The following is a 20,310-nucleotide window of genomic DNA, read 5'->3' as shown; positions in this document are numbered from 1 at the left end:
AGTTTATAATTGACTTAGAGTTTTGCAAAGAAGTGAGAAAGAATTATTAATCCTTCTGGCCAAGGTCCATGTCCAGAATCTGCATTAATATGACCAGACTGTCCAGCATCAACGAAAAGTGCTCCCCAATCATGAGCAAGTTTTTTTGCTACTGAAAATTGGCAAAATTCATCGTTATGGCTAGCTATAACCACTGAAGGAAAAGGTAAATTTTTACGATGATATGGACCAAATGTCATTAAATATTTGGGACGTATCTTTTCATTTTCTACATCTGGTGGAGCAACAAAGAAAGCACCACGAATTTTTTCTGGATTATGTGCAATTGCGTGAATAGCTGTTGGAACTCCTAATGAATGAGCAATAATAGCAATAGGTTTATTAGCCTGTCCAATAGCAATTTCAACAGCATTAACCCATTCTTCGCGGATAGGTTTTGACCATTGGATTTGTTGTACGCGGCGAGCCGTAGATAATTTTTGTTCCCAGCGTGTTTGCCAATGGTCAGGACCAGATCCTTTATAGCCGGGGATAATAAGAATATCGAGTTGATTTGCTTTCATGAGCTTTTTTATCCAAAAACTTGTTTAAAAATTGTATCAACATGTTTAGTGTGATAAGAAAGATCAAATTTTTCACGAAGTTCTGCTTCACTTAAAATCTTTGAGATATCTTGATCTTTTAGTAATTCTTCTAAAAAATCTTTCCCTTGTTCCCAGACTTTCATTGCATTACGTTGTACAATTTGGTACGCATTTTCACGACTAGTACCAGCTTGTGTAAGTGCTAAAAGTACACGCTGTGAATAAATAAGGCCACAAAATTTATTGAGATTTTTTTTCATATTTTCTGGATAAATAATTAAGTTTTCAATTACAGATGTTAATCGGGCAAGAGCAAAATCGAGTGTAATAGTAGCATCAGGGCCAATATAACGCTCAACAGATGAATGAGAAATATCACGTTCGTGCCAAAGTGCTACATTTTCCATCGCAGGAACTACAAATGCGCGCACCATACGAGCTAATCCAGTTAAATTTTCTGTTAAAACTGGATTACGTTTGTGAGGCATTGCAGATGATCCTTTCTGACCAGAGGAAAAATATTCTTCTACTTCAAGAACTTCTGTTCGTTGCAAATGGCGTATTTCTATGGCTAATCTTTCAATAGATGAAGCGATAATACCAAGTGTTGCAAAAAACATAGCGTGACGATCACGTGGTATAACCTGAGTAGAAATAGTTTCACTATGCATACCTAATGCTTTTGCTACATATTTTTCAACACGTGGATCAATATTAGCGAAAGTTCCAACTGCTCCAGAGATAGCACAGGTAGAAATTTCTTCTCGCGCGGCGAGCAAACGTTTATGACAACGAGAAAATTCAGCGTATGCGAAAGCAAATTTGACTCCAAATGTTGTAGGTTCAGCATGAATACCATGACTACGTCCAATAGTAATTGTATCTTTATGTTCAAAAGCACGTTTTTTCAATGCAGTAAGAAGATGGTCTATATCTTGTAGAAGAATATCAGTAGCGCGCATCAATTGGACATTGAGTGTTGTATCTAATATATCTGATGACGTCATGCCCTGATGAATAAAACGAGCCTCTGGTCCAATAAACTCAGCCAAATGAGTTAAGAATGCTATAACATCATGCTTAGTAATTGCTTCAATTTCATTAATACGATTCACATCAAATTTGGCAATTGCACCTTTTTCCCAGATGGTTTTAGCTGCTTCTTTAGGAATAATACCAAGCTGGGCCATTGCATCACAAGCATGTGCTTCAATTTCAAACCAAATACGATATTTTGTTTCTGGTGACCAGATTGCCACCATTTCAGGACGAGAATAACGTGTGATCATGATTTTTCCTTATTGTGAGAGGATTGCAGCTTGGCGCAGTGCATTAATACGTGTTTTGTAAAGCTCTTTGTTACCATTTTTATAAATTGCAGAGCCTGCTACAAATACATTTGCACCTGCTTTTGCAGTTTTTCCAATTGTATCAATGGTAATACCACCATCAACTTCAAGGTCGATAGGACGATTAGCAATCATATTTTTTACTCGTTTTATTTTATCTTCCATGTCTGGAATAAAATTTTGCCCACCAAATCCAGGGTTAACTGTCATGATAAGGATGAGATCTAATTGATCTAGCAAATATTCAAGTACATGTTCTGATGTGCTTGGATTTATTGCAATGCCCGCTTTTTTACCCATTGCTTTGATCATTTGTAATGAACGATGAAGATGAGTACTTGATTCTGCATGAATGGTTATAATATCTGAACCCGCTTTTGCAAAAGATTCAAGATAAGGATCTACAGGTTTTATCATAAGGTGAACGTCAAAGACTGCTTTTGTTTGTGGACGTAAAGCTTTAACAACATCTGGCCCAAAGGTGATATTAGGAACAAAATGACCATCCATGATATCAAGGTGAATCCAATCTGCGCCAGCATCAAGAACATCTGATAGTTCTTGACCGAGTTTAGAAAAATCAGAAGCTAAGAGTGAAGGGGCGATAAGATGGGAACGGGACATTAAAGATCTCCTTAGTTGATCTTTTTTAGCATGTAATTTTATATGATAAAATATACATTTTTATTGTTCGTATATGATATTAAGAGAGTGATAGTGTATAATAAAAGAAAATATTGAAATATATTCTGAAATTTTAACAGCTATATAAGTAAAAAATTATGTCTAAGCATAAAATACATTTAACATCGAAATCTCAATCAATAGTTCCTGTTTCATCTCAAGAATATCGGGATACAATGAGTCATTTTGCAGGAGCTGTGCATATTGTAACAACAGATGGTATTAAGGGTAAGCGTGGGGTGACAATTTCATCTTGTTGTTCCTTATCAGACAATCCTCCAACACTTCTTGTCTGTTTAATGCGTTATAAGACTGAAAATAAGCTGTTTATGGAAAACGGAAATTTTTGTGTTAATAGTTTAACAGGAAAACATCGTTTATTAGCCGATGTTTTTTCTGGACGCCATCGTTTCACACAAAATGAACGTTTTGCTGCAGCTGAATGGGGTATCTTGCAGACCGGTGCTCCTAGTTTATTAAATGCTTTGGCTTCGTTTGACTGTAATTTGATTTGTTGTCATGAACATCCAACACACTATATTTTAATTGGTGAAGTTGTTGCAATAAACCGGAATCAAGAAAAAGATGCTTTAATGTATTTTAATCGTGACTATCAGACCTTATCTTTGCCTTTGTAAGTGTGTTTTTTCAAATATTAGTAATTTACTTATTAGTGTATTTAATTTTCTGATTAGCTTATTCTAGGGCAAAAAATCTTTGCTAAATCATACTGATATTTAAAATATAGGCATATTTTGTCTTGCAAGATGATCAATCAGTTAAATTAGGTTGATTAACACTTTTTTGCACTTTTTCTAAAGCTTTACATGTTTTCCTTTATATATACATTTTTTCAAAAAATTTAATTTGATGTAAAAATATGCTTTTTACTGCTCATTTATGAAAAAATCACTTTTGCTAGCACAATATTTATTATCATTCATTCCGTAAAACTTCTATATATAAAGCTTAAGCATATATTTTGAATATAATTTGAGTGATATAATTGAATTACATTTTTTTGATTGGTGAAAATCTATTGCAAAAATAGATATAGTTTTGCAACGTATTGATGATGGTATTTATAGATTTTGTGGAAGAAATAAAGATCCTAAAGTATAAAGCATTTTTGAAGTTAGACGAATTGAAGTGTGGTGTTAGCAACACAAGAATGCTACGAAAAACGAAAATAAATCTATCGTGAGGATTTAAAAAACAGCTGTTTGGGAGAGAATAAATCGATTAAAATTACCATTTAAATTTTAATATAACGATAAAGAGGAAGACAATACTAACTATAAAGAAGTATCAAAATTTATGGAAGAGGATTTTCTTTCTAGAATTTATAGGCATAGAATAAATATTGATGTCTGCTGTATCCATATTAACTAGCTATCTTGTGGTGATTTGTATGAGATATTTTATGCTGTATATTTTTTAACAACATCTGATTCTACACTTGTAATATTTGATTCTATAATAGTAGCTGTTGGTCCACCGATGAGAACCAAATGTTCTGTATTGTCTCGGCGTATTAAAACAAGACGATGTGTACGATCAATAGCGACTGTACCGCATATAGCTAATCGTGGCTGGGACTTGCTGGTAGTTCTAAATTGTATTTTATTTAAGTTAGTTAAAAGCTTAATAACTATAGTGATTGCTACAATTATTATTATGAGATACAAAAAGTTGATCATCACTTGTGTTATCGGCATGTTTATATAATCTGATAACCAACCTTTCATATTATCCCTCCTAAATATTAATAATAGATCTGTTATTTTTATTTATAATATTACAAAAATTTAGACTTTAAAAATTACAGTGTGAAACATAGTATTTTTATATCAATAATTTATAGAGACCGTAAAGGCAATTTGTGACATAAAAATAGTCATAATTGAGGAAAAAATGGATAAAAATTTTGAAAGTATTAATAAATTATTGTCTACTTTCGTACGCTGGGAAGTTACAATTGGAGTTACTATTTTTACAATAATTTTTTTATTCATTATTGGATTAATAGGTTTTTTTTATCCGCAAAGCTATGTCTATAAGACTGCTTTGATATTTCTTTTTGTTTTAGCAATAATAGGTATTATAGCACTTTTTTTATTAGGGGTGAACATTTTCAAATGTAGTGTTATGCAATTACATAAAGATTTAGATTTTAACATTTTTAATGAGATAGATGATGTAATTATAGTCTCTGATTTATCTGGTTTTGTTTATTACTCCAATCAAAGTTATCAAAAAATTTTTACTTATAAGCCTGAAGTTTCTTGTTATGTCGTTATTTCTGATCTTCCAAATACTGGTGCACTCTTATACCGCTTAAAAGTAGCAATATTAGCTGGTTCTGCAGCCCAAGAGGTCTTGAGAACAGATCGATCGATTTTTATTAATTCACAACAGAAAGATGTTATTTGGTATAATATTTCTATTCATCCTACGGTTCATAGGGGAAAAAAGCTTTTATTTTGGCGTATTACAGATGTTTCTCATTTGCAGCAATATCATCAGTATAATGAAACCTTTTTCTTAAATTCACAGGAAGTTATTGGTCATTTAGATGAATCTCCTATTGGATTTTTATCTGTGAATGCACAAGGAATAGTTATCTATTTGAATACTGTTTTTGCTAAATGGTTTTTAATCGATTTAACGAATTTTACTGTTGGTCAATATAGTTTTGATCAATTATTTCATTCTGTTAGAAATAATAGCACATGGAGTGATATTCGTCGAAACAATAATAAATACCAAAATTTAAATGGCACGATACCCTATACGTTCTCTTTATATTCTATTTCTGAAACTGGTAATAAAAGAATATTGAATTGTTTTATGTATGCTTCTTCTCTTGTAGAGGATGAGGCTATTTATCGGATTATTATGATACCACAGCAGATAGAAGAGAATGAAAGTAATAACCAATCAAAATTGCCAAGTATATTAACCAAATATTTTAATGTAAGCCCTTTTGCAATAGCAGTCGTTACTCAAAAAGGACAATTTATATACATCAATAATGCTTTTCTGTTACTTACGGGGAAATCTAGTAAAGTCGTTAGTCTTTATGATATTATATCTCCCTGTGATCATGTTCAATTAGAGCGTGTATTTCAGCAGATTACAGCAAATAGAAACAATTCAATTCCAATAGAAACGGTATTAGAAGGTGATCAAAAACGCTATTTGCGTCTTTATACTATGCTTGTAACATTAGAATATGATAATGCATTACAAGATTTGGTCATTGTATCTGGAACAGAAATAACAGAACAAAAAATATTTGAAGATAAAATGATACAAAGCCAAAAAATGCAAGCTGTTGGACAGTTAGCTGGTGGTATTGCTCATGATTTTAATAATGTTTTAACAGCAATTTTAATGTCATGTGATTTTCTTTTAAATACACATCGCAGTTCTGATCCTGCATACGCTGATCTTATCAACATCAAAAATAATGCTAACCGTGCAGCTGCACTTGTACAACAATTATTAGCTTTTTCCAGAAAGCAAACGCTTCGACCTCAAAAAGTTGATTTTACAGAGCTTTTATCAGATATACGTAATCTTATTTTACCTCTTTTAGGGAATAATATTCAATTAAAAATCATTCATGGAAAAGATCTATGGGATGTCAAAGTTGATCAAGCATCTTTTCAACGCGTTATTATGAATTTAGTTATCAATGCACGCGATGCCATGCTTGATGGAGGAATAGTAACAATTACGACAAATAATATTACAAAACAGCAAAGTGCAGAATTTGATTATGCTGGTTTTGTTGTTGATGAATATGTGCAGTTGACTATTTCAGATACAGGAACTGGTATACCTGCTGTTATACAAGAAAAAATGTTTGAACCATTTTTTACGACAAAAGAAGTTGGTAAAGGCACAGGGCTTGGTTTATCAATGGTTTACGGTATTATCAAACAGACAGGGGGATATATTTACTGTGATAGCCAAGAAGGAGAAGGCACAACATTTCATATTTTTCTACCACGTTATATTTCTGATATGGGTAGAGAGATTTCTCAACAGATTGAAAAAGTAGAAGAACAGGAAAAAAATGCAGATTTGACAGGTTCTGCCACTGTTTTATTAGTTGAAGATGAATATTCTGTCAGAATGAGTAGTGTAAGAGCTCTTCAAATGAGAGGATATACAGTTTTAGAAGCTGCAAGCGGAGTGGAAGCGCTTGCTATACTTGAAAAAAATAAAGGTGCTGTTGATATTATTGTTTCTGATGTAGTTATGCCAGAGATGGATGGACCTACTTTACTCATAGAAGCACGTAAAAATTATCCTGATATAAAAATCATTTTTGTTTCTGGATATACAAAAGATGCTTTTACTAAAAATCTTCCAGAAGATACTGTTTTTGGGTTTTTATCTAAACCATTCACACTTAAACAGTTAGCGCTAGCAGTTAAAGAAACATTGGCATAATAGAATACACATTTTTAGCTTTTAAAGCCATAAAACTTCAACATTTCTAATGTGTTAGAGCTTAAATAACAAAGATATTTCAGTAACTATATTATTAATTTTTTTATTTCAAGCTATACATTTAAGTCAAATAAAACAAAAAATATTGAAATTGAGTAAATGTTGCATGTGTTCCTATTTCAGATATTCTTTTAGCAGTTTTATATTTTTATCTTAAGATTCTTGATAGAAAATTTTAGTTTAAAAAGAAAAAAGCTGTTGTTGGTAATCTGTTGTTTTATTATTTCCTTGAATAAATGCTTTTAAGGCTTCTGGATAGAGTTTATGTTCAGCTTTCAAAACTCTCTCTGCTAAACTTTCTATAGTATCATTAGGGTGTATTGGAACTGCAGCTTGAGCCAGAATTTTTCCTGCATCCATTTCTTCTGTAACTAGATGAACAGTACAACCAGTAATTTTCACTCCTGCTGCTAAAGCTTTTTCATGGGTATTTAAGCCTTTAAATAAAGGAAGAAGAGAGGGATGGATGTTAAGTATTCGCTCTTTATAAAGTTTGATAAAATATGATGAGACAAGCTGCATATAACCAGCAAAACAGATCAGGTCTGGTTGATATTGAGATAAAATAGTGAGGATGGCTTCTTCATGTGTTTTTTTCGTTGAATAATTTTTGCGATCAACGACGTGAATAGGTATATTATTATCATGTGCCTTTTTAATGCCAGCAGCTTGAGGATTATTACAAATAACTGCAACGATTTTAGCAGGATATTCTGTTTGTTGGCTAGCCTTAATAAGCGAAACCATATTAGATCCGTTACCGGAAATAAAAACAATTATTTGTTTTTTCATAAATTAAGTTTACCTTTATAAGTAACTTTTTTATTTTGATATTTTGTTAAAATACCAAGTGGAGTAACGGTTTCCCCTTGAGCTTCAAGTGCTTTCGTAACAGTTGTAGCTGAATTTTGTGCTACAATAACAATCATGCCAATACCACAATTAAAAGTCCGAAGCATTTCTGTTTCTTCTATTTTACCTTGTTGGGCAATCCATAAGAATACTGGTGTAATAGGAATTGCAGAGAGGTTAATTTCAGCGCAAAGAGAAGATGGTAGAACACGCGGAATATTTTCAGGAAACCCACCTCCTGTAATATGTGCGAGAGCTTTAATTCCTTTGTTATTCTGTATAACTGGCAGAAGAGATTTTACATAAATACGAGTTGGTATTAGAAGTGCTTCACCAAGAGTTATTTCAGAATTAAAAGGGGCAGGGGAATTCCATTTTAGATTATTTTGTTTAATAATTTGTCTTATGAGAGAGAAGCCATTTGAATGTACTCCAGATGAGCTAAGACCTAAGATGATATCTCCTTCTGCAAGGTCTTTTGAAGGTAACAATGAATTTCGTTCAGTCGCTCCTACGGCAAAACCTGCTAGGTCATAATCTCCTTTTGCATACATACCAGGCATTTCTGCAGTTTCTCCTCCGATAAGAGCAGCTCCTGCTTGTTGACATCCTGCTGCGATACCAGAAACAATTTCTATTCCTTGTTTTGCATCCAGTTTTCCAGTCGCAAAATAATCTAGGAAAAATAGAGGCTCTGCACCTTGTACAATTAAATCATTAACGCACATGGCTACGAGATCAATGCCAACAGTATTATGAATACCTGTTTCAATAGCAATTTTTAGTTTTGTGCCTACACCATCATTAGACGCTACGAGAATGGGATCTATAAAACCTGCTGCTTTTAAATCAAATAGACCACCAAAGCCACCAATCTTTGTATCTGCGCCTATTCGTTTTGTTGAGTGCACATAAGGCTTAATTTTTTCTACCATTGTATTGGCTATGTTAATATCAACGCCACTATCTGCATAGGTAAGACTCTTATTAGTTTTTTTATTGACTAGTTGTTGATTGCTCATTCGAGTTTTCCTTATAGGAAATCAGATTTTGATATTTATATAATGCCATGATAAAGTTATCTCTGCAAGAGTTATTGGATTTATTATTTAAAATACAATTATTGTTTACTTGACTCAAGCAAAAGAAATTCCATAATCTTTTAAGAGAATTTCAATGATATTTATTAAATGGATATCAATTAGTTAAAAGAACTCTTCACTGCCAATGAATAAGAAAATGAATAAAAAAAACAAGTCTCATGACTATTATACGGCTTATATACCTGCTTATGCCCAAGTACCATTACCAAATAGTATGAAAAAGCAAATTTTTTTCTGGCTAGGTACATTGATTTTTTTCATTGTTTTTATGTTTATTTTGGGATCAATTTTATTTCCTTTTATAGCAGGGATTGTATTAGCTTATTTTCTTAATCCAATTGTACAAATATTTGAAAAAATTGGAATTCATCGTGTTTTTGGCACTACACTAATTACTTTGTTTATTATTATTTTTTTTGTGGTTTCTTTAATAATTTTGATTCCTATTATTAGTGGACAAATACAACAATTTATAAGCAATGGTTTACCGATTTATGTCAATCGTATTCAAACTTTTTTTGTTGAGCATAATTTTAGTTGGGTAAGGCGTTATTTTGATAGTGATCCGAATGAGTTACATACTAATATTAAAGTGCTTTTAGGACAAAGCTCCGACTTTATTACATCTCTATTGAATTCGCTTTTGAAGTCAGGAAAATCTATTGTTAATATTATTAGTCTATTTGTAGTAACGCCAGTAGTAACATTTTATATTTTATTAGATTGGCCACATATGGTTGAGGTCGTTGATTCTTGGATACCACGCAGTCATCTTACAACTGTCCGCAGTCTTTTTCATGAAATGGATAGAGCTGTTGCAGGCTTTGTACGGGGACAAGGAACTGTTTGTTTAATTCTGGCAGGATATTATGCTATTGGCTTAACTATTACAGGACTGAATTTTGCTCTTTTAATTGGTATGTTTGTTGGTCTCATAAGTTTTATTCCTTACATTGGTACAATGATTGGTTTTATATTATCTATTGGTGTTGCATGGGTTCAATTTTATCCAGATAATTGGGGCTGGGTTATTATTGTAATGATAGTTTTTTTTATTGGGCAATTTATTGAAGGTTATATTTTGCAACCGAAGCTTGTTGGTCCATCAGTTGGCCTTCATCCAGTTTGGTTGATGTTTGCACTTTTTGCTTTTGGTTCATTATTTGGCTTTACAGGTATGCTTGTTGCTGTTCCTGCAGCTGCTATTATTGGCGTTCTTGTTCGTTTTGTTCTTCATATTTATCTGAATTCTCAGATGTATGCTCAAAATGAGAATTTGGAGTCAATAGAATGAATAAGTATGAAACGCAGTTACCATTGGATTTTTCTCATAAATCAGTTTTTCAATTTGATGATTTGGTAATGACAGATAGCAATCGCATGGCTTTTCAATTGATTAATCATTGGCCAAATTGGGTGCCTCCTATTGCGGTCTTAATCGGGGATAAAGGATCTGGTAAGACGCATTTTTCTAGTGTATGGGCTCAAAAAGCTAATGCCTTAAATGTTTGTCATGATGAAATTGATCAGGTTATCGCCATGGCTTCTTCAGGTAAATCATTTTTAATTGAGGATGTTGATTCAGGTGAAATCAGTGAAACTGGTCTTTTTCATTTGATTAATAGCATTAAACAAGCAAATCTCGGAATAAATCAAGCTACTTTATTGATGACTGCACGTACATTACCATCTACATGGAATTTGCAATTGGATGATTTGAAAAGTCGCCTTAACTCAGTGATGCTCGTTGTATTAAAGCAACCTGATGATGCATTATTAACGGCTATTGCTTTTAAGCTATTTTCTGATCGGCAAATTACAGTTCATCCGAGTGTTATTCACTATCTTATAAACCATTGTGAGCGTTCTTTATTCTCATTAAAGCGTGTTATTGATTCTGTTGATCGATTAGCTTTACAAAGAAAAAGTAAAGTAACACGCTCTATTATTAGCGAAGTTATTAATATGCAAATTCAGTAAATAATTTTTGATATATTCTAATACTTTTTTAGCTTAATATTCTCTATGGGAAAGAAAAATGCCCCTTCATTTTTTTAGCTATAATGTTTGTTTTTCAAGCAATAATTTCATTTGTAGTTTTTAGTGTGGTTATATTTCCTAATTTTTTAGCAAATAATAAAAATTTAGAGGCCTAATATTAGTAGGCTATTTTTATTTTATTCTATAAACAACATACTTATTTAAATAAGTCATTAAAATAAAAAATAACTCATCTAAAATAAGCAGTTTTTCAATTTTTTATGTATATTATCTTTTGCAATCATTATAACAGTCGGTTATTGCTATAATGAATTATTATTCAGTTTGTTGAAAATCTATGTTAAGAATATTTTTATTCTGTCTGCTATGGGTTTTATTTTTATAGAGTGTTTTTTGATTTCTATAGTTTATTATTTAATAAAAAAGTGTTTAAAAGAATTATTATATGTTAAGGAATAGAAAAATTAAAAAAGTGTGTTTTGCTCTTGCACTTCTGCTATGAAAATTTTAGGGAAGGTAAATTAAATATAAATGACGGAGCGTAGCGCAGTCTGGTAGCGCACCTGATTTGGGATCAGGGGGTCGTAGGTTCGAATCCTATCGCTCCGACCATTCTTATTCGATTAAGGATAATATTACAAATTGGATGGTATGCAGTAAAGTTATTATTTAGCTATTGCTTTATCTAAGGGAAAAAGAAGATCTATGGTTGCACGTATTTATAGTCCTGCAAAAACACCAATGCAATCAGGCAAAGCAAATACTGGTTTTTGGATTCTTCAATATGAGCCAGTACAGGCAAAAATGATTGAACCTCTTATGGGTTATACAGCGACCTCTGATATAAATAGTCAGATAAAAATTCGGTTTCAAACAAAAGAAGAAGCAATAAATTTTGCTATAAAAAATGCTATTCCTTATCGTGTAGAAAATTTGCATAAAGCTTTACGACGCGCTATTTCTTATTCTGATAATTTTCATAGTAGTCGACAACAGCCTTGGACACATTAACGAGGATGTTGCTTAATTAAGATGTTTCTTGTTTGGTCCCGTAGCTCAGTTGGATAGAGCAACGGCCTTCTAAGCCGCAGGTCACAGGTTCGAATCCTGTCGGGATCGCCAAATATCAATAAAATCAATAAGTTATATAAAGGTAAGGGAATTTTATAGTTATTGATTTTATTATGTTTTTTCTGTTCTATTCCGAACCTTTTTATAGCTTATTCTCAATCATTTTATCCAAATATAAAACTAAATTTGGTTGTATAAAACTTAACCCTTATTTTTATTAATCGTATAGTGATGCTATACAATAAAGGGGCTGCAATAGCAATTGTGAGTTTCAAACATAAGGGCTTAAAATTATTTTATACAACAGGGTCTACAAAAGCTATTAGAAGCAGATCACGTAAAAAAGTTATGCGTTATCTTAACGGCTTTAACAAGTGCTACTACGTCCGAAATCTTGAAAGCACCTGCCTTTAAAATGCCTTCTCTTAAAGGTGAACTTACAGGATATTATTCTCTATGGGTGAATGGAAATTGGCGTGTTACTTTTCGCTTTATAGGAACAGATGTGGAGCTTGTTGATTATCAAGACTATCATTGATGAAAGGAACAAAAAGTGATGCATAATCCTGCACATCCGGGTGAAGTTCTAAAAGTGGCTTTCTTGGAAGAAATGGGGCTATCAATACAAAAATTAGCTGACCATCTCCATATGACAAGAGCTTCTCTCTCAAGAGTGATTAATGGTCATGCTTCTATGCGTACAGAGCTTGCAATTAAATTAGAATTAGCTGGTTTTAGTAAAGCTAAATTTTGGTTGGATATGCAAAAAAATTATAATTTATGGCAAACTAAGCATTTTGGTTTGACCATAGAACAGGAAAAAAATCCGCTTTCGAGTACTTACATAGGGTGGCTTTATTTGAAAGGTGAGCTCACTCAAGAGCAATATGATGCAGCACAAAAATATCTACAGATAAGAAACAATTACCTTTGTGCAAAAGGTTTTCCTTGTGCTATTTATGATGAAATGCCTTCCTCTTCTGATGAGAAGGAAAGAGATAAATGGGTTCAGTTGGCAACAGAACAATTTTCAAGTATGCAAAAGATAGTAAGAGAAGTACAATGCCGCTATAAACAATATAACCTGCATTCCGCATTACAATATCTTGTCGTAGAAGATCAAACATTACCGTATCTTGTGTCTTCATTGCGATTTGCTCTGAATGCTCTCCAGAAATATTTTGTCAGAAAAACTAAATGTTAAATGTTTTACTGGTATTTTTATAAAAGCATTAAAAGCTCTTGAGTTCTTGAAATAGTTTTCAGAATGTTATATATTTATATAATATTTGAGAGAGTGTTTTATGCATACAACAAAATTACGTAAAGTTGGAGGATCAGTGATGCTTTCCATACCGCCAGCATTACTTGATGTTCTTCATCTTACAGAAAATACGCAAGTTGGTTTGGCTGTTGATAATGGACAATTGATTGTGAAACCACAGACATTCCCTAGTTATACTCTTGATGAATTATTAGCCCAATGTAATTCCTCAGATGATTTTGCAGATGAAGATATGGAGTGGTTTGGTGCTCAACCTGTTGGTAAAGAGCTGTTGTGATGAAGCGGGGAGAAATTTGGTTTGTATCTCTTGACCCATCTTCAGGCTATGAGCAAAAAGGAACGCGTCCTGTACTAATTGTATCACTGGAGGCATTTAATCGTGTAACGAAAACACCTATTGTCTTGCCTATTACAAGCGGAAGAAATTTTGCTAGAACAGCAGGTTTTGCTGTATCATTAATGGGAGCGGGATTGCATACAACGGGCGTAATACGTTGTGATCAACCACGTGCTCTTGATATTGGAGCGCGTCAAGGGAAGAAACTGGAAACAGTTCCACCTATGATTATGAATGAAGTCCTTGCTAAGCTAGCGACATTTCTGACGTAGTTGGTTTAAATCTTTATCTTGTTGTGCCGTAAAACACCATTCTTTGAGACGGGGGAAAAAGTCATGTAAAAGATTCATTTGATATGAAAAAAAGCTCTCAGTTTTTTAAAAAAATGCGATAAAAAAGAAGCACATCGGATTGTTGATTTTTTAGATCAGCATGTCACTTCTCTTGAAGATGTGCGTGCAATAGGTAAGCCCTTAAGAGGCCAATTATCAGGTTTATGGAGGTATCGTGTAGGAGATTACAGGATACTCTGTGATCTTTATGATAAAGAGCTTGTCGTGTTAGTCTTGGCTGTTGGACATAGAAAAAATATATATAAAGGTTAAGGAAAATCTTTCAGAAAATATTTTGATTGTCAGAGCATTGTCCAAATAAATTTGATCAACGCTATAACTGCTTAAATTTGATAAATACACTTAAGATTATTTTTAAATGCTACAGAATGTTGGAATTTCACTGACATCTGTTTCACGTTCAGCGTGCCAAGCATCATAAGCTGCTTGCATACGTAACCAAACAGCAGCTCCATCACCAAACATTTTTCCTAGACGTGCCGAAACAGAAGGCGAAATAGATTTTTTTGCCGGTTTTTGGAATAATTTCTGCTAATAAATCACCTGGATGAGAGGGGCAGCGGTTTTTATGGCGTTTTGCTGGAAAATCATTCATAATTTTTCCTCAATGATATTGTTCAAGATCAACACGATAGGCATTATATGCCTCAAATTCGAATGTAATACACCATGGTCCATTAACATGGATAGTGTAACGGATAGGATGAAATCCAATCAAAGCATGAAAATTAAATCAAAGTAGAAAGTTTGCCAACAGCTATTATGAATGAGGTATTGGCGAAGGTCGTGACGATCTTTAGTTAACCAATTATATGTAGGAGCCAGTTTTCAGATCAGATATCTTATAGAAGATCAAGCAGTTCAAGTTTATTACGGATTGCTCTTCTGATCTTTGAAGCTGTGAATCTTATGTGAAAAAAGCTAAATAATGTATACATGAATATTTTAAAAAATACGACGTAGATTACAGTCTTTTTATCTGTGTAGTTGCCGTAGAATTGAAACCAGAAAAGTTATAATAGTCCTGTAAAAAATCATACTTAATCTCTTCTAATGAACTCTCTGCAAGCGAATTCTGAAACTGTCGTGCACAAAGAAGCATCCCTGATATACCGGCCATACCAAATTGATACCCCTTTAAAGCGGCCATCAAAGCAAAGGACCTGGTCTTCCCTGATCCTCGTCCGCCCCATGCCGCTCTTACAAAAGAATCTCCTGAAAAAATCGGTATAAGCTTCGGGACAATCCTAATCTGTCTTACTGTCATGAACCAAAGGCGCTATTTCTACGCGCCCTATCATCTGAATTGCTCCACCATTCTCACCCGTAACCTGTAACGGTAAAACTTTACCAAGCAATGCCAAATAAGCCGCTGGACAGTTGACAGCTTGCTTTTCTAAATACGAAACCAAACCATCATTCCCTATTTTATTTCCGGCATTCTCAGCGGCTTTAAGCACTGCTTCTTTCAAAATACGCGTCATTTTATTCGGAACGCCTTTAACACGGCCACTCCCTGCTCTTGGAGGAAGACGCCTCTTGACTGTTGGTGAAGGCTGAGTGATCTTTGCTGATGTCATTAAATACGCCCTCTAAATAACAAAAAACCCCGCATTTGCGGGGTATACAGAAAAATACATCTCAATTTTAGATACAAGTCGACTAAGTACAATAGCATCATTAAACACTAAACAAAACACTTTGTCAACTCAAAAAATCTATATTTTGTGTTTTTTTGTTTCCTTTATCTAAATCTAGTGTTTTTAGTAACAAATAAGATATCGTTGTATCATCTGAAGGAATCGATTACACGACTGAAAACTAACAAATGAAGGGAGAAAATGTGGTTTATCATACAAGTTGTAATAACTATTTACATAATAATCCCACTATTAATTGGTATCACTGTATTAGCATTTTACGTTATTAGCGGAATTCTGGGAGTAGCATTAGCTATAATATGGGCAATAATAATTGTAACGCCGGTAACACTATATATAATAACATTACCAATGGTAGAAACAATTAGCTATGCCTTTACAAAAGATAAAAGCAAATGGAAAGAATTAATCGAGAAACGAGAAAAACTTAGAAAACGCATAACAATTAAGAAAAAAATCAATTTGCCAAACACAATAGAATTGTTTTCTTCCGTGCAGCAGCAGGCACTTTCATTATTATATGTCTCATATTAGTCGTTTTTGTATGTCTTCCTGACTCTTTTTCTCCTTATTTGCTAGCGCTAATCATTTTAATGCCTGCTCTTCCTCTTACAGTCTGTATAGCACCAATCCAACGTAGAATACAGGTGCTACCTCTTTCACTTTTAATACAGATAATAGGTCGGAGAGGCATCGATTAAGTCGCGTGATGGTCGTATAGTTTTTCAGTTTTCTGGATTAGACCGGAATATAGCGAGTATCAAATCAATGGGTCGGATTTTGCTTTGTTGGGTTGATGAGACCGAATCGGTGACTGAGATGGCTTGGCAAATGCTGACAATAATGCAATTGTAGAAACATTATAGATTTTTAGTGTTTAGAAAAGTATCATAAGTGATACACTAGATAATGAAAAAATGCTTCTATCATGATTTACTTAGATTTCTCAAAGTTTACAGTTTTTCATCATCTTTGCTTAGTGATAATATATTTTAGTATATAATAGCCTTTTATGTGGAAAGGGTAGGAGAGTTATACGAATGTTAAAAAAAGTCATGATCGTAGAAGATAACGAACTTAATATGAAATTATTTCGTGATCTTATAGAAGCATGTGGTTATGAAACCGTTGAAACGCGTAATGGCCTTATTGCGCTAGATCTAGCTCGTTCCTCAAAACCTTCGCTTATTCTCATGGATATTCAATTGCCTGAAGTATCAGGGATTGATATTATTAAGCAATTGAAAGAAGATGAAGAACTCAAATCTATTCCCGTTATTGCTGTAACCGCTTTTGCTATGAAAGGAGATGAAGAACGAATTCGCGCAAGTGGGTGTGAAGAATACATGTCAAAACCCATTTCTGTTCCTCACTTTATTACAATGGTAAAGTCCTTTTTAAACTAAGAGCCTCATTTTAGATAATAACAATAAAAAATACTGTTTGATAAATAATTTTAGTTATTTGTTTTAAATAAAAAAATCCTGATTGAAAACAAGAACTCAATCTACCATTATAAAAATTAACGTTTTGAAAATTGGAAAGAGCGTCGCGCTTTTGCTTTACCATATTTCTTACGTTCAACAACACGGCTATCACGCGTAAGAAATCCTCCTTTTTTTAAAATAGCGCGGAGTGCAGGCTCGTAATAAGTTAGCGCTTTTGAAAGTCCATGCCGTACTGCACCTGCTTGACCCGAAAGGCCTCCTCCAGCGACAGTTGCAACAACATCAAATTGAGTATCCCTTTTGGTTGCAACAATCGGTTGACGAAGAATCATTCTAAGAACAGGACGAGCAAAATATTTGTCGAATTCTTTATTGTTAATAGTAATTTTCCCAGACCCTGGTTTGATCCATACACGAGCAATAGCATCTTTACGTTTGCCTGTTGCATAAGCACGTCCTTGTGAGTCAAGTTTTTGTACGTGAATGGGAGCAACATTTTCATTAGATTCTACAATACCTGTTGCGGTACTAAGTTGAGAAAGGGAATTAAGTTCAGCCATATCTAAGCAATCCTTTTATTTTTGCAATTTAAAGCACCTACATTAAGAATTTCAGGCTGCTGTGCTACATGTGGATGTTCACTACCAGCATAAACACGCAAATTTTTCATTTGACGACGACCAAGAGGGCCACGAGGGATCATACGTTCTACGGCTTTTTCAATAACTCGTTCGGGAAAACGCCCTTCAAGAATTTGACGAGCTGTACGTTCTTTGATGCCGCCGATATAACCGGTATGCCAATAATATTTTTTATCGGTATATTTTTTTCCGGTAAGAACTACTTTATCTGCGTTTATAACAATAACATTATCTCCATCATCGACATGCGGAGTAAAAGTAGCTTTGTGTTTTCCACGTAAGCGGTTAGCAACGAGCGTGGCAAGACGACCTAAAACGAGGTTTTCTGCGTTAATAATAACCCATTTTTTCACCACTTCAGCTGGCTTTTGTGAAAAAGTTGCCATAGAAGTATCCTTTATAAGAATCCCTTTAGAAAGTAAGGGCATTTTTTGTTGCTTGGCGTTGTGTATTATTATCACAACAAAATACACTGCAAATATGCTATTTATTTGATATAATGTCTGATGATTTGCGTCAAGAGAAAATAAAACTTATATAAATGTGCTGTTATAATAACTGTGCCAATAATGATTTACTCATTATTATATTTTTGTTATTTATTGGAGTATTATCAGCAGTAATGGGACGATTTCGTTATTTACTTAATATTCAATCTTCTGCTTGTAATCAAGCTTGGATTGATGCGCTTGATATGGATAGGACTAATAACGCTCGTGCCATTTCTCAAAAGTTTGGTTTACCAGACCAGCTTGCTCGGGTTCTTGCAGCAAGAAATGTTGATGAATCAGAAGCTGTGGTTTTTATTAATCCTACACTGCGCGCTTTAATGCCTAATCCAAAAAAATTTACAGATATGGATTGTGCAGCAGAGCGTTTAGTTAGAGCTATTATAAACCAAGAAAAAATTGCTGTTTTTGGTGATTATGACGTTGATGGTGCTTGTTCAGCAGCGCTTTTAGCACGTTTTTTACATTGTTTTGGTATAATAGTAAAAATCTATATTCCTGATCGTATTATTGAAGGGTATGGTCCAAATGAACAGGCAATGAAAGGATTAGTACAAGAAGGAGCGAGTTTAATTATTACAGTTGATTGTGGTGCGAATAGTCCCAATGCTATAAGAGCGGCGAGGCTTGCGGGTGCTGATGTTATTGTTTTAGATCATCATCAAATGGAAAATATTCATGAAGAAGCAGTTGCCCTTGTTAATCCTAATCGTCCTGATGATTTTTCTGAGCAAGGACATTTATGCGCTGCTGGTGTTGTATTTATTACATTAATGTGGGTTAATCGTTTATTGCGGGAGAAAAAGTGGAAAGGGGCGCTACCTGATCTTTTAAGTATGCTTGATCTTGTTGCATTAGCTACCATATGTGATGTTGTTCCATTACAAGGCGTTAATCGTGCTTTTGTGGTTAAAGGGCTTCAGGTGGCTCGTTCTATGCATAATCCTGGAATAGCTGCTTTAGCAAAAGTTGCACGTATAGGAGAACCACTTAATAGTTTTCATTTGGGTTTTTTATTGGGGCCTAGGATTAATGCAGGAGGACGTATAGGAAATCAGGCCTTAGGGGCATATTTACTCAGCTGTAACGATAGAGATGAGGCAGATAGAATAGCGCAACAACTAGACCAACTTAATAAAGAACGCCAAGAAATGGAGATATCTCAATTAGCTCAAGCCGAAGCTTATATTGATTCCATTTATCAAGAAAGGACAATACCATCATCATTTGTAATTGCTCATAAAGGATGGCATCCGGGTATCATTGGTATTCTTGCAGCCCGTTTAAAAGAACGTTTTTTCTGTCCTGTTTTGATAATAGCTTTGAAGGAAGATGGTAGTGGTATTGGATCAGGTCGTTCGATTAGTGGTATAGATTTGGGAGCGCTTGTGCATGAAGCCGTTGCACTAAATTTATTAGAAAAGGGTGGGGGACACAGTATGGCTGCAGGATTTACAATTCAATCAGACAAAATTGAAGCTTTTCGTGAATGGTTAGAAGAAAAAATATCTTTAATAGTTTCGCAATTACGTGCCGAGAAGTCTCTTAGTATAGATGGTTTTCTTTCTGCTTCTGGTGCTAATAAAGATCTTTTTGATATGATTGAAAAAGCTGGTCCTTTTGGCTCAGGAAATGCTACACCTGTTTTTGTTTTTCCTTCTCACCGGTTAGTTAATTTATATGAAGTTGGAAAAGGCCATTTGCGTCTTATTATTTCTAATATTGAAGGCGAAAAATTGCAAGGAATAGCTTTTGGTGCAGTAGGAACAGCTCTTGGTAAGTTTCTTTCTGAAAATATTGGTAAAACAATTCATTTAGCTGGTAATCTTAGTTTAAATCACTGGAGAGGAAATATCAGCCCACAATTGCGTGTTATTGATGCAGCTGCAGTGGTTTGATCAATATATT

At 33.9% G+C, this 20,310-nt stretch carries 20 protein-coding genes, 2 tRNA genes and 7 pseudogenes; 17 read left to right on the top strand and 12 right to left on the bottom strand.

Annotation, left to right across the window (positions count from 1 at the left end):
- Positions 1–14: 14 nt before the first annotated feature.
- Genes BA1379B_RS02890 through rpe form a run of 3 tightly spaced genes read right to left on the bottom strand, consistent with a single transcriptional unit; the run spans position 15 to position 2,557 of the window.
- Entirely contained in the window at positions 15–563 is a 549-nt protein-coding gene (locus tag BA1379B_RS02890; RefSeq protein ID WP_078673771.1) for an RBBP9/YdeN family alpha/beta hydrolase, read from the bottom strand.
- 8 nt (positions 564–571) lie between these two features.
- Complete coding sequence (gene purB, locus BA1379B_RS02885; protein WP_035005750.1) at positions 572–1,873, bottom strand: adenylosuccinate lyase; 1,302 nt, start codon at positions 1,871–1,873, stop codon at positions 572–574.
- Positions 1,874–1,882: 9 nt separating this feature from the next.
- Complete coding sequence (gene rpe / locus BA1379B_RS02880; protein WP_035005751.1) at positions 1,883–2,557, bottom strand: ribulose-phosphate 3-epimerase; 675 nt, start codon at positions 2,555–2,557, stop codon at positions 1,883–1,885.
- A gap of 158 nt (positions 2,558–2,715) precedes the next feature.
- On the opposite strand from rpe, the gene BA1379B_RS02875 reads away from it, so the two are divergent.
- Positions 2,716–3,255, top strand: coding sequence for a flavin reductase (locus tag BA1379B_RS02875; RefSeq protein ID WP_035005753.1), 540 nt, complete (start codon positions 2,716–2,718; stop codon positions 3,253–3,255).
- A 783-nt stretch (positions 3,256–4,038) separates the two neighbouring features.
- On the opposite strand, the gene BA1379B_RS02870 is transcribed toward BA1379B_RS02875, so the two are convergent.
- On the bottom strand, positions 4,039–4,335 hold the full coding sequence (locus BA1379B_RS02870) for a flagellar biosynthetic protein FliO (RefSeq protein WP_194284900.1): 297 nt from the start codon (positions 4,333–4,335) through the stop codon (positions 4,039–4,041).
- 196 nt (positions 4,336–4,531) lie between these two features.
- On the opposite strand from BA1379B_RS02870, the gene BA1379B_RS02865 reads away from it, so the two are divergent.
- The gene (locus BA1379B_RS02865) at positions 4,532–7,081 is read left to right on the top strand and encodes a hybrid sensor histidine kinase/response regulator (protein WP_078673770.1); all 2,550 of its coding nucleotides are present in this window, start codon (positions 4,532–4,534) and stop codon (positions 7,079–7,081) included.
- 240 nt (positions 7,082–7,321) lie between these two features.
- On the opposite strand, the gene purN is transcribed toward BA1379B_RS02865, so the two are convergent.
- Positions 7,322–7,933, bottom strand: a complete 612-nt coding sequence (gene purN / locus BA1379B_RS02860; protein WP_078673769.1) for a phosphoribosylglycinamide formyltransferase — start codon at positions 7,931–7,933, stop codon at positions 7,322–7,324.
- Positions 7,930–9,015, bottom strand: a complete 1,086-nt coding sequence (gene purM / locus BA1379B_RS02855; protein ID WP_078673768.1) for a phosphoribosylformylglycinamidine cyclo-ligase — start codon at positions 9,013–9,015, stop codon at positions 7,930–7,932. The genes purN and purM overlap by 4 nt, the downstream gene beginning before the upstream one ends.
- Positions 9,016–9,232: 217 nt before the next feature.
- Here purM and BA1379B_RS02850 point away from each other — a divergent pair, with 217 nt between their 5' ends.
- From BA1379B_RS02850 to BA1379B_RS02805, 11 genes and pseudogenes are all read left to right on the top strand, one after another.
- Positions 9,233–10,390, top strand: coding sequence for an AI-2E family transporter (locus BA1379B_RS02850; RefSeq protein ID WP_172802078.1), 1,158 nt, complete (start codon positions 9,233–9,235; stop codon positions 10,388–10,390).
- On the top strand, positions 10,387–11,076 hold the full coding sequence (gene hdaA, locus BA1379B_RS02845; RefSeq protein WP_035005761.1) for a DnaA regulatory inactivator HdaA: 690 nt from the start codon (positions 10,387–10,389) through the stop codon (positions 11,074–11,076). Before BA1379B_RS02850 ends, hdaA begins: the two co-directional genes overlap by 4 nt.
- Positions 11,077–11,632: 556 nt before the next feature.
- Positions 11,633–11,709: transfer RNA gene (locus BA1379B_RS02840), tRNA-Pro, on the top strand.
- A gap of 93 nt (positions 11,710–11,802) precedes the next feature.
- On the top strand, positions 11,803–12,108 hold the full coding sequence (locus BA1379B_RS02835) for an ETC complex I subunit (RefSeq protein WP_035005762.1): 306 nt from the start codon (positions 11,803–11,805) through the stop codon (positions 12,106–12,108).
- Between the two features lie 34 nt (positions 12,109–12,142).
- A tRNA-Arg gene (locus BA1379B_RS02830) sits at positions 12,143–12,219 on the top strand.
- Between the two features lie 204 nt (positions 12,220–12,423).
- Positions 12,424–12,706 (top strand): annotated as a pseudogene (locus tag BA1379B_RS07115) (type II toxin-antitoxin system RelE/ParE family toxin).
- Between the two features lie 18 nt (positions 12,707–12,724).
- A pseudogene (locus BA1379B_RS07090) lies at positions 12,725–12,952 on the top strand (HigA family addiction module antitoxin); the annotation flags it as partial.
- Positions 12,929–13,372 (top strand): hypothetical protein, encoded by a 444-nt coding sequence (locus tag BA1379B_RS07005; RefSeq protein WP_172802091.1) that lies wholly within the window; start codon positions 12,929–12,931, stop codon positions 13,370–13,372. The pseudogene BA1379B_RS07090 and the gene BA1379B_RS07005, both read left to right, overlap by 24 nt.
- Before the next feature lie 100 nt (positions 13,373–13,472).
- Positions 13,473–13,730, top strand: a complete 258-nt coding sequence (locus BA1379B_RS02815; RefSeq protein WP_035005764.1) for an AbrB/MazE/SpoVT family DNA-binding domain-containing protein — start codon at positions 13,473–13,475, stop codon at positions 13,728–13,730.
- Complete coding sequence (locus BA1379B_RS02810) at positions 13,730–14,062, top strand: type II toxin-antitoxin system PemK/MazF family toxin (RefSeq protein WP_035005765.1); 333 nt, start codon at positions 13,730–13,732, stop codon at positions 14,060–14,062. The genes BA1379B_RS02815 and BA1379B_RS02810 overlap by 1 nt, the downstream gene beginning before the upstream one ends.
- 99 nt (positions 14,063–14,161) lie before the next feature.
- Positions 14,162–14,395 (top strand): annotated as a pseudogene (locus BA1379B_RS02805) (type II toxin-antitoxin system RelE family toxin); the annotation flags it as partial.
- A 102-nt stretch (positions 14,396–14,497) separates the two neighbouring features.
- Here BA1379B_RS02805 and BA1379B_RS02800 read toward each other — a convergent pair.
- The 4 genes and pseudogenes from BA1379B_RS02800 to BA1379B_RS02785 form a co-directional block, all read right to left on the bottom strand.
- Positions 14,498–14,738 (bottom strand): annotated as a pseudogene (locus tag BA1379B_RS02800) (helix-turn-helix transcriptional regulator).
- A gap of 9 nt (positions 14,739–14,747) precedes the next feature.
- Positions 14,748–14,876, bottom strand: a pseudogene (locus BA1379B_RS07000) (type II toxin-antitoxin system RelE/ParE family toxin); the annotation flags it as partial.
- Positions 14,877–15,158: 282 nt separating this feature from the next.
- Positions 15,159–15,410 (bottom strand): annotated as a pseudogene (locus tag BA1379B_RS02790) (PBSX family phage terminase large subunit); the annotation flags it as partial.
- Positions 15,391–15,723 (bottom strand): hypothetical protein, encoded by a 333-nt coding sequence (locus tag BA1379B_RS02785; RefSeq protein WP_035005770.1) that lies wholly within the window; start codon positions 15,721–15,723, stop codon positions 15,391–15,393. The gene BA1379B_RS02785 and the pseudogene BA1379B_RS02790, both read right to left, overlap by 20 nt.
- A gap of 261 nt (positions 15,724–15,984) precedes the next feature.
- Here BA1379B_RS02785 and BA1379B_RS02780 point away from each other — a divergent pair, with 261 nt between their 5' ends.
- The 3 genes and pseudogenes from BA1379B_RS02780 to BA1379B_RS02775 all read left to right on the top strand — a co-directional run bounded on the left by BA1379B_RS02780 (position 15,985) and on the right by BA1379B_RS02775 (position 17,210).
- Positions 15,985–16,338 carry a hypothetical protein gene (locus BA1379B_RS02780; protein ID WP_035005768.1) on the top strand — a complete coding sequence of 118 codons (354 nt, stop codon included), beginning with the start codon at positions 15,985–15,987 and terminating at the stop codon, positions 16,336–16,338.
- Positions 16,339–16,485: 147 nt separating this feature from the next.
- Positions 16,486–16,641 (top strand): annotated as a pseudogene (locus BA1379B_RS06995) (PBSX family phage terminase large subunit); the annotation flags it as partial.
- A 203-nt stretch (positions 16,642–16,844) separates the two neighbouring features.
- Positions 16,845–17,210 carry a response regulator gene (locus BA1379B_RS02775; protein ID WP_035005772.1) on the top strand — a complete coding sequence of 122 codons (366 nt, stop codon included), beginning with the start codon at positions 16,845–16,847 and terminating at the stop codon, positions 17,208–17,210.
- Positions 17,211–17,326: 116 nt separating this feature from the next.
- Here BA1379B_RS02775 and rpsI read toward each other — a convergent pair whose 3' ends face one another.
- On the bottom strand, positions 17,327–17,812 hold the full coding sequence (gene rpsI, locus BA1379B_RS02770; protein ID WP_035005774.1) for a 30S ribosomal protein S9: 486 nt from the start codon (positions 17,810–17,812) through the stop codon (positions 17,327–17,329).
- A 2-nt stretch (positions 17,813–17,814) separates the two neighbouring features.
- Positions 17,815–18,279 (bottom strand): 50S ribosomal protein L13, encoded by a 465-nt coding sequence (gene rplM / locus BA1379B_RS02765; RefSeq protein WP_035006670.1) that lies wholly within the window; start codon positions 18,277–18,279, stop codon positions 17,815–17,817.
- Between the two features lie 236 nt (positions 18,280–18,515).
- Between rplM and recJ the strand changes: the two genes are divergently transcribed.
- Positions 18,516–20,300 carry a single-stranded-DNA-specific exonuclease RecJ gene (gene recJ / locus BA1379B_RS02760; RefSeq protein ID WP_078692362.1) on the top strand — a complete coding sequence of 595 codons (1,785 nt, stop codon included), beginning with the start codon at positions 18,516–18,518 and terminating at the stop codon, positions 20,298–20,300.
- The last annotated feature ends 10 nt before the right edge of the window (positions 20,301–20,310 follow it).

Source organism: Bartonella sp. A1379B, assembly GCF_002022485.1.
Classification (GTDB): domain Bacteria; phylum Pseudomonadota; class Alphaproteobacteria; order Rhizobiales; family Rhizobiaceae; genus Bartonella; species Bartonella rochalimae.
The sequence above is the reverse complement of the archived record's forward strand: the minus strand, read 5'-3'. Positions and strand labels throughout refer to the sequence as shown.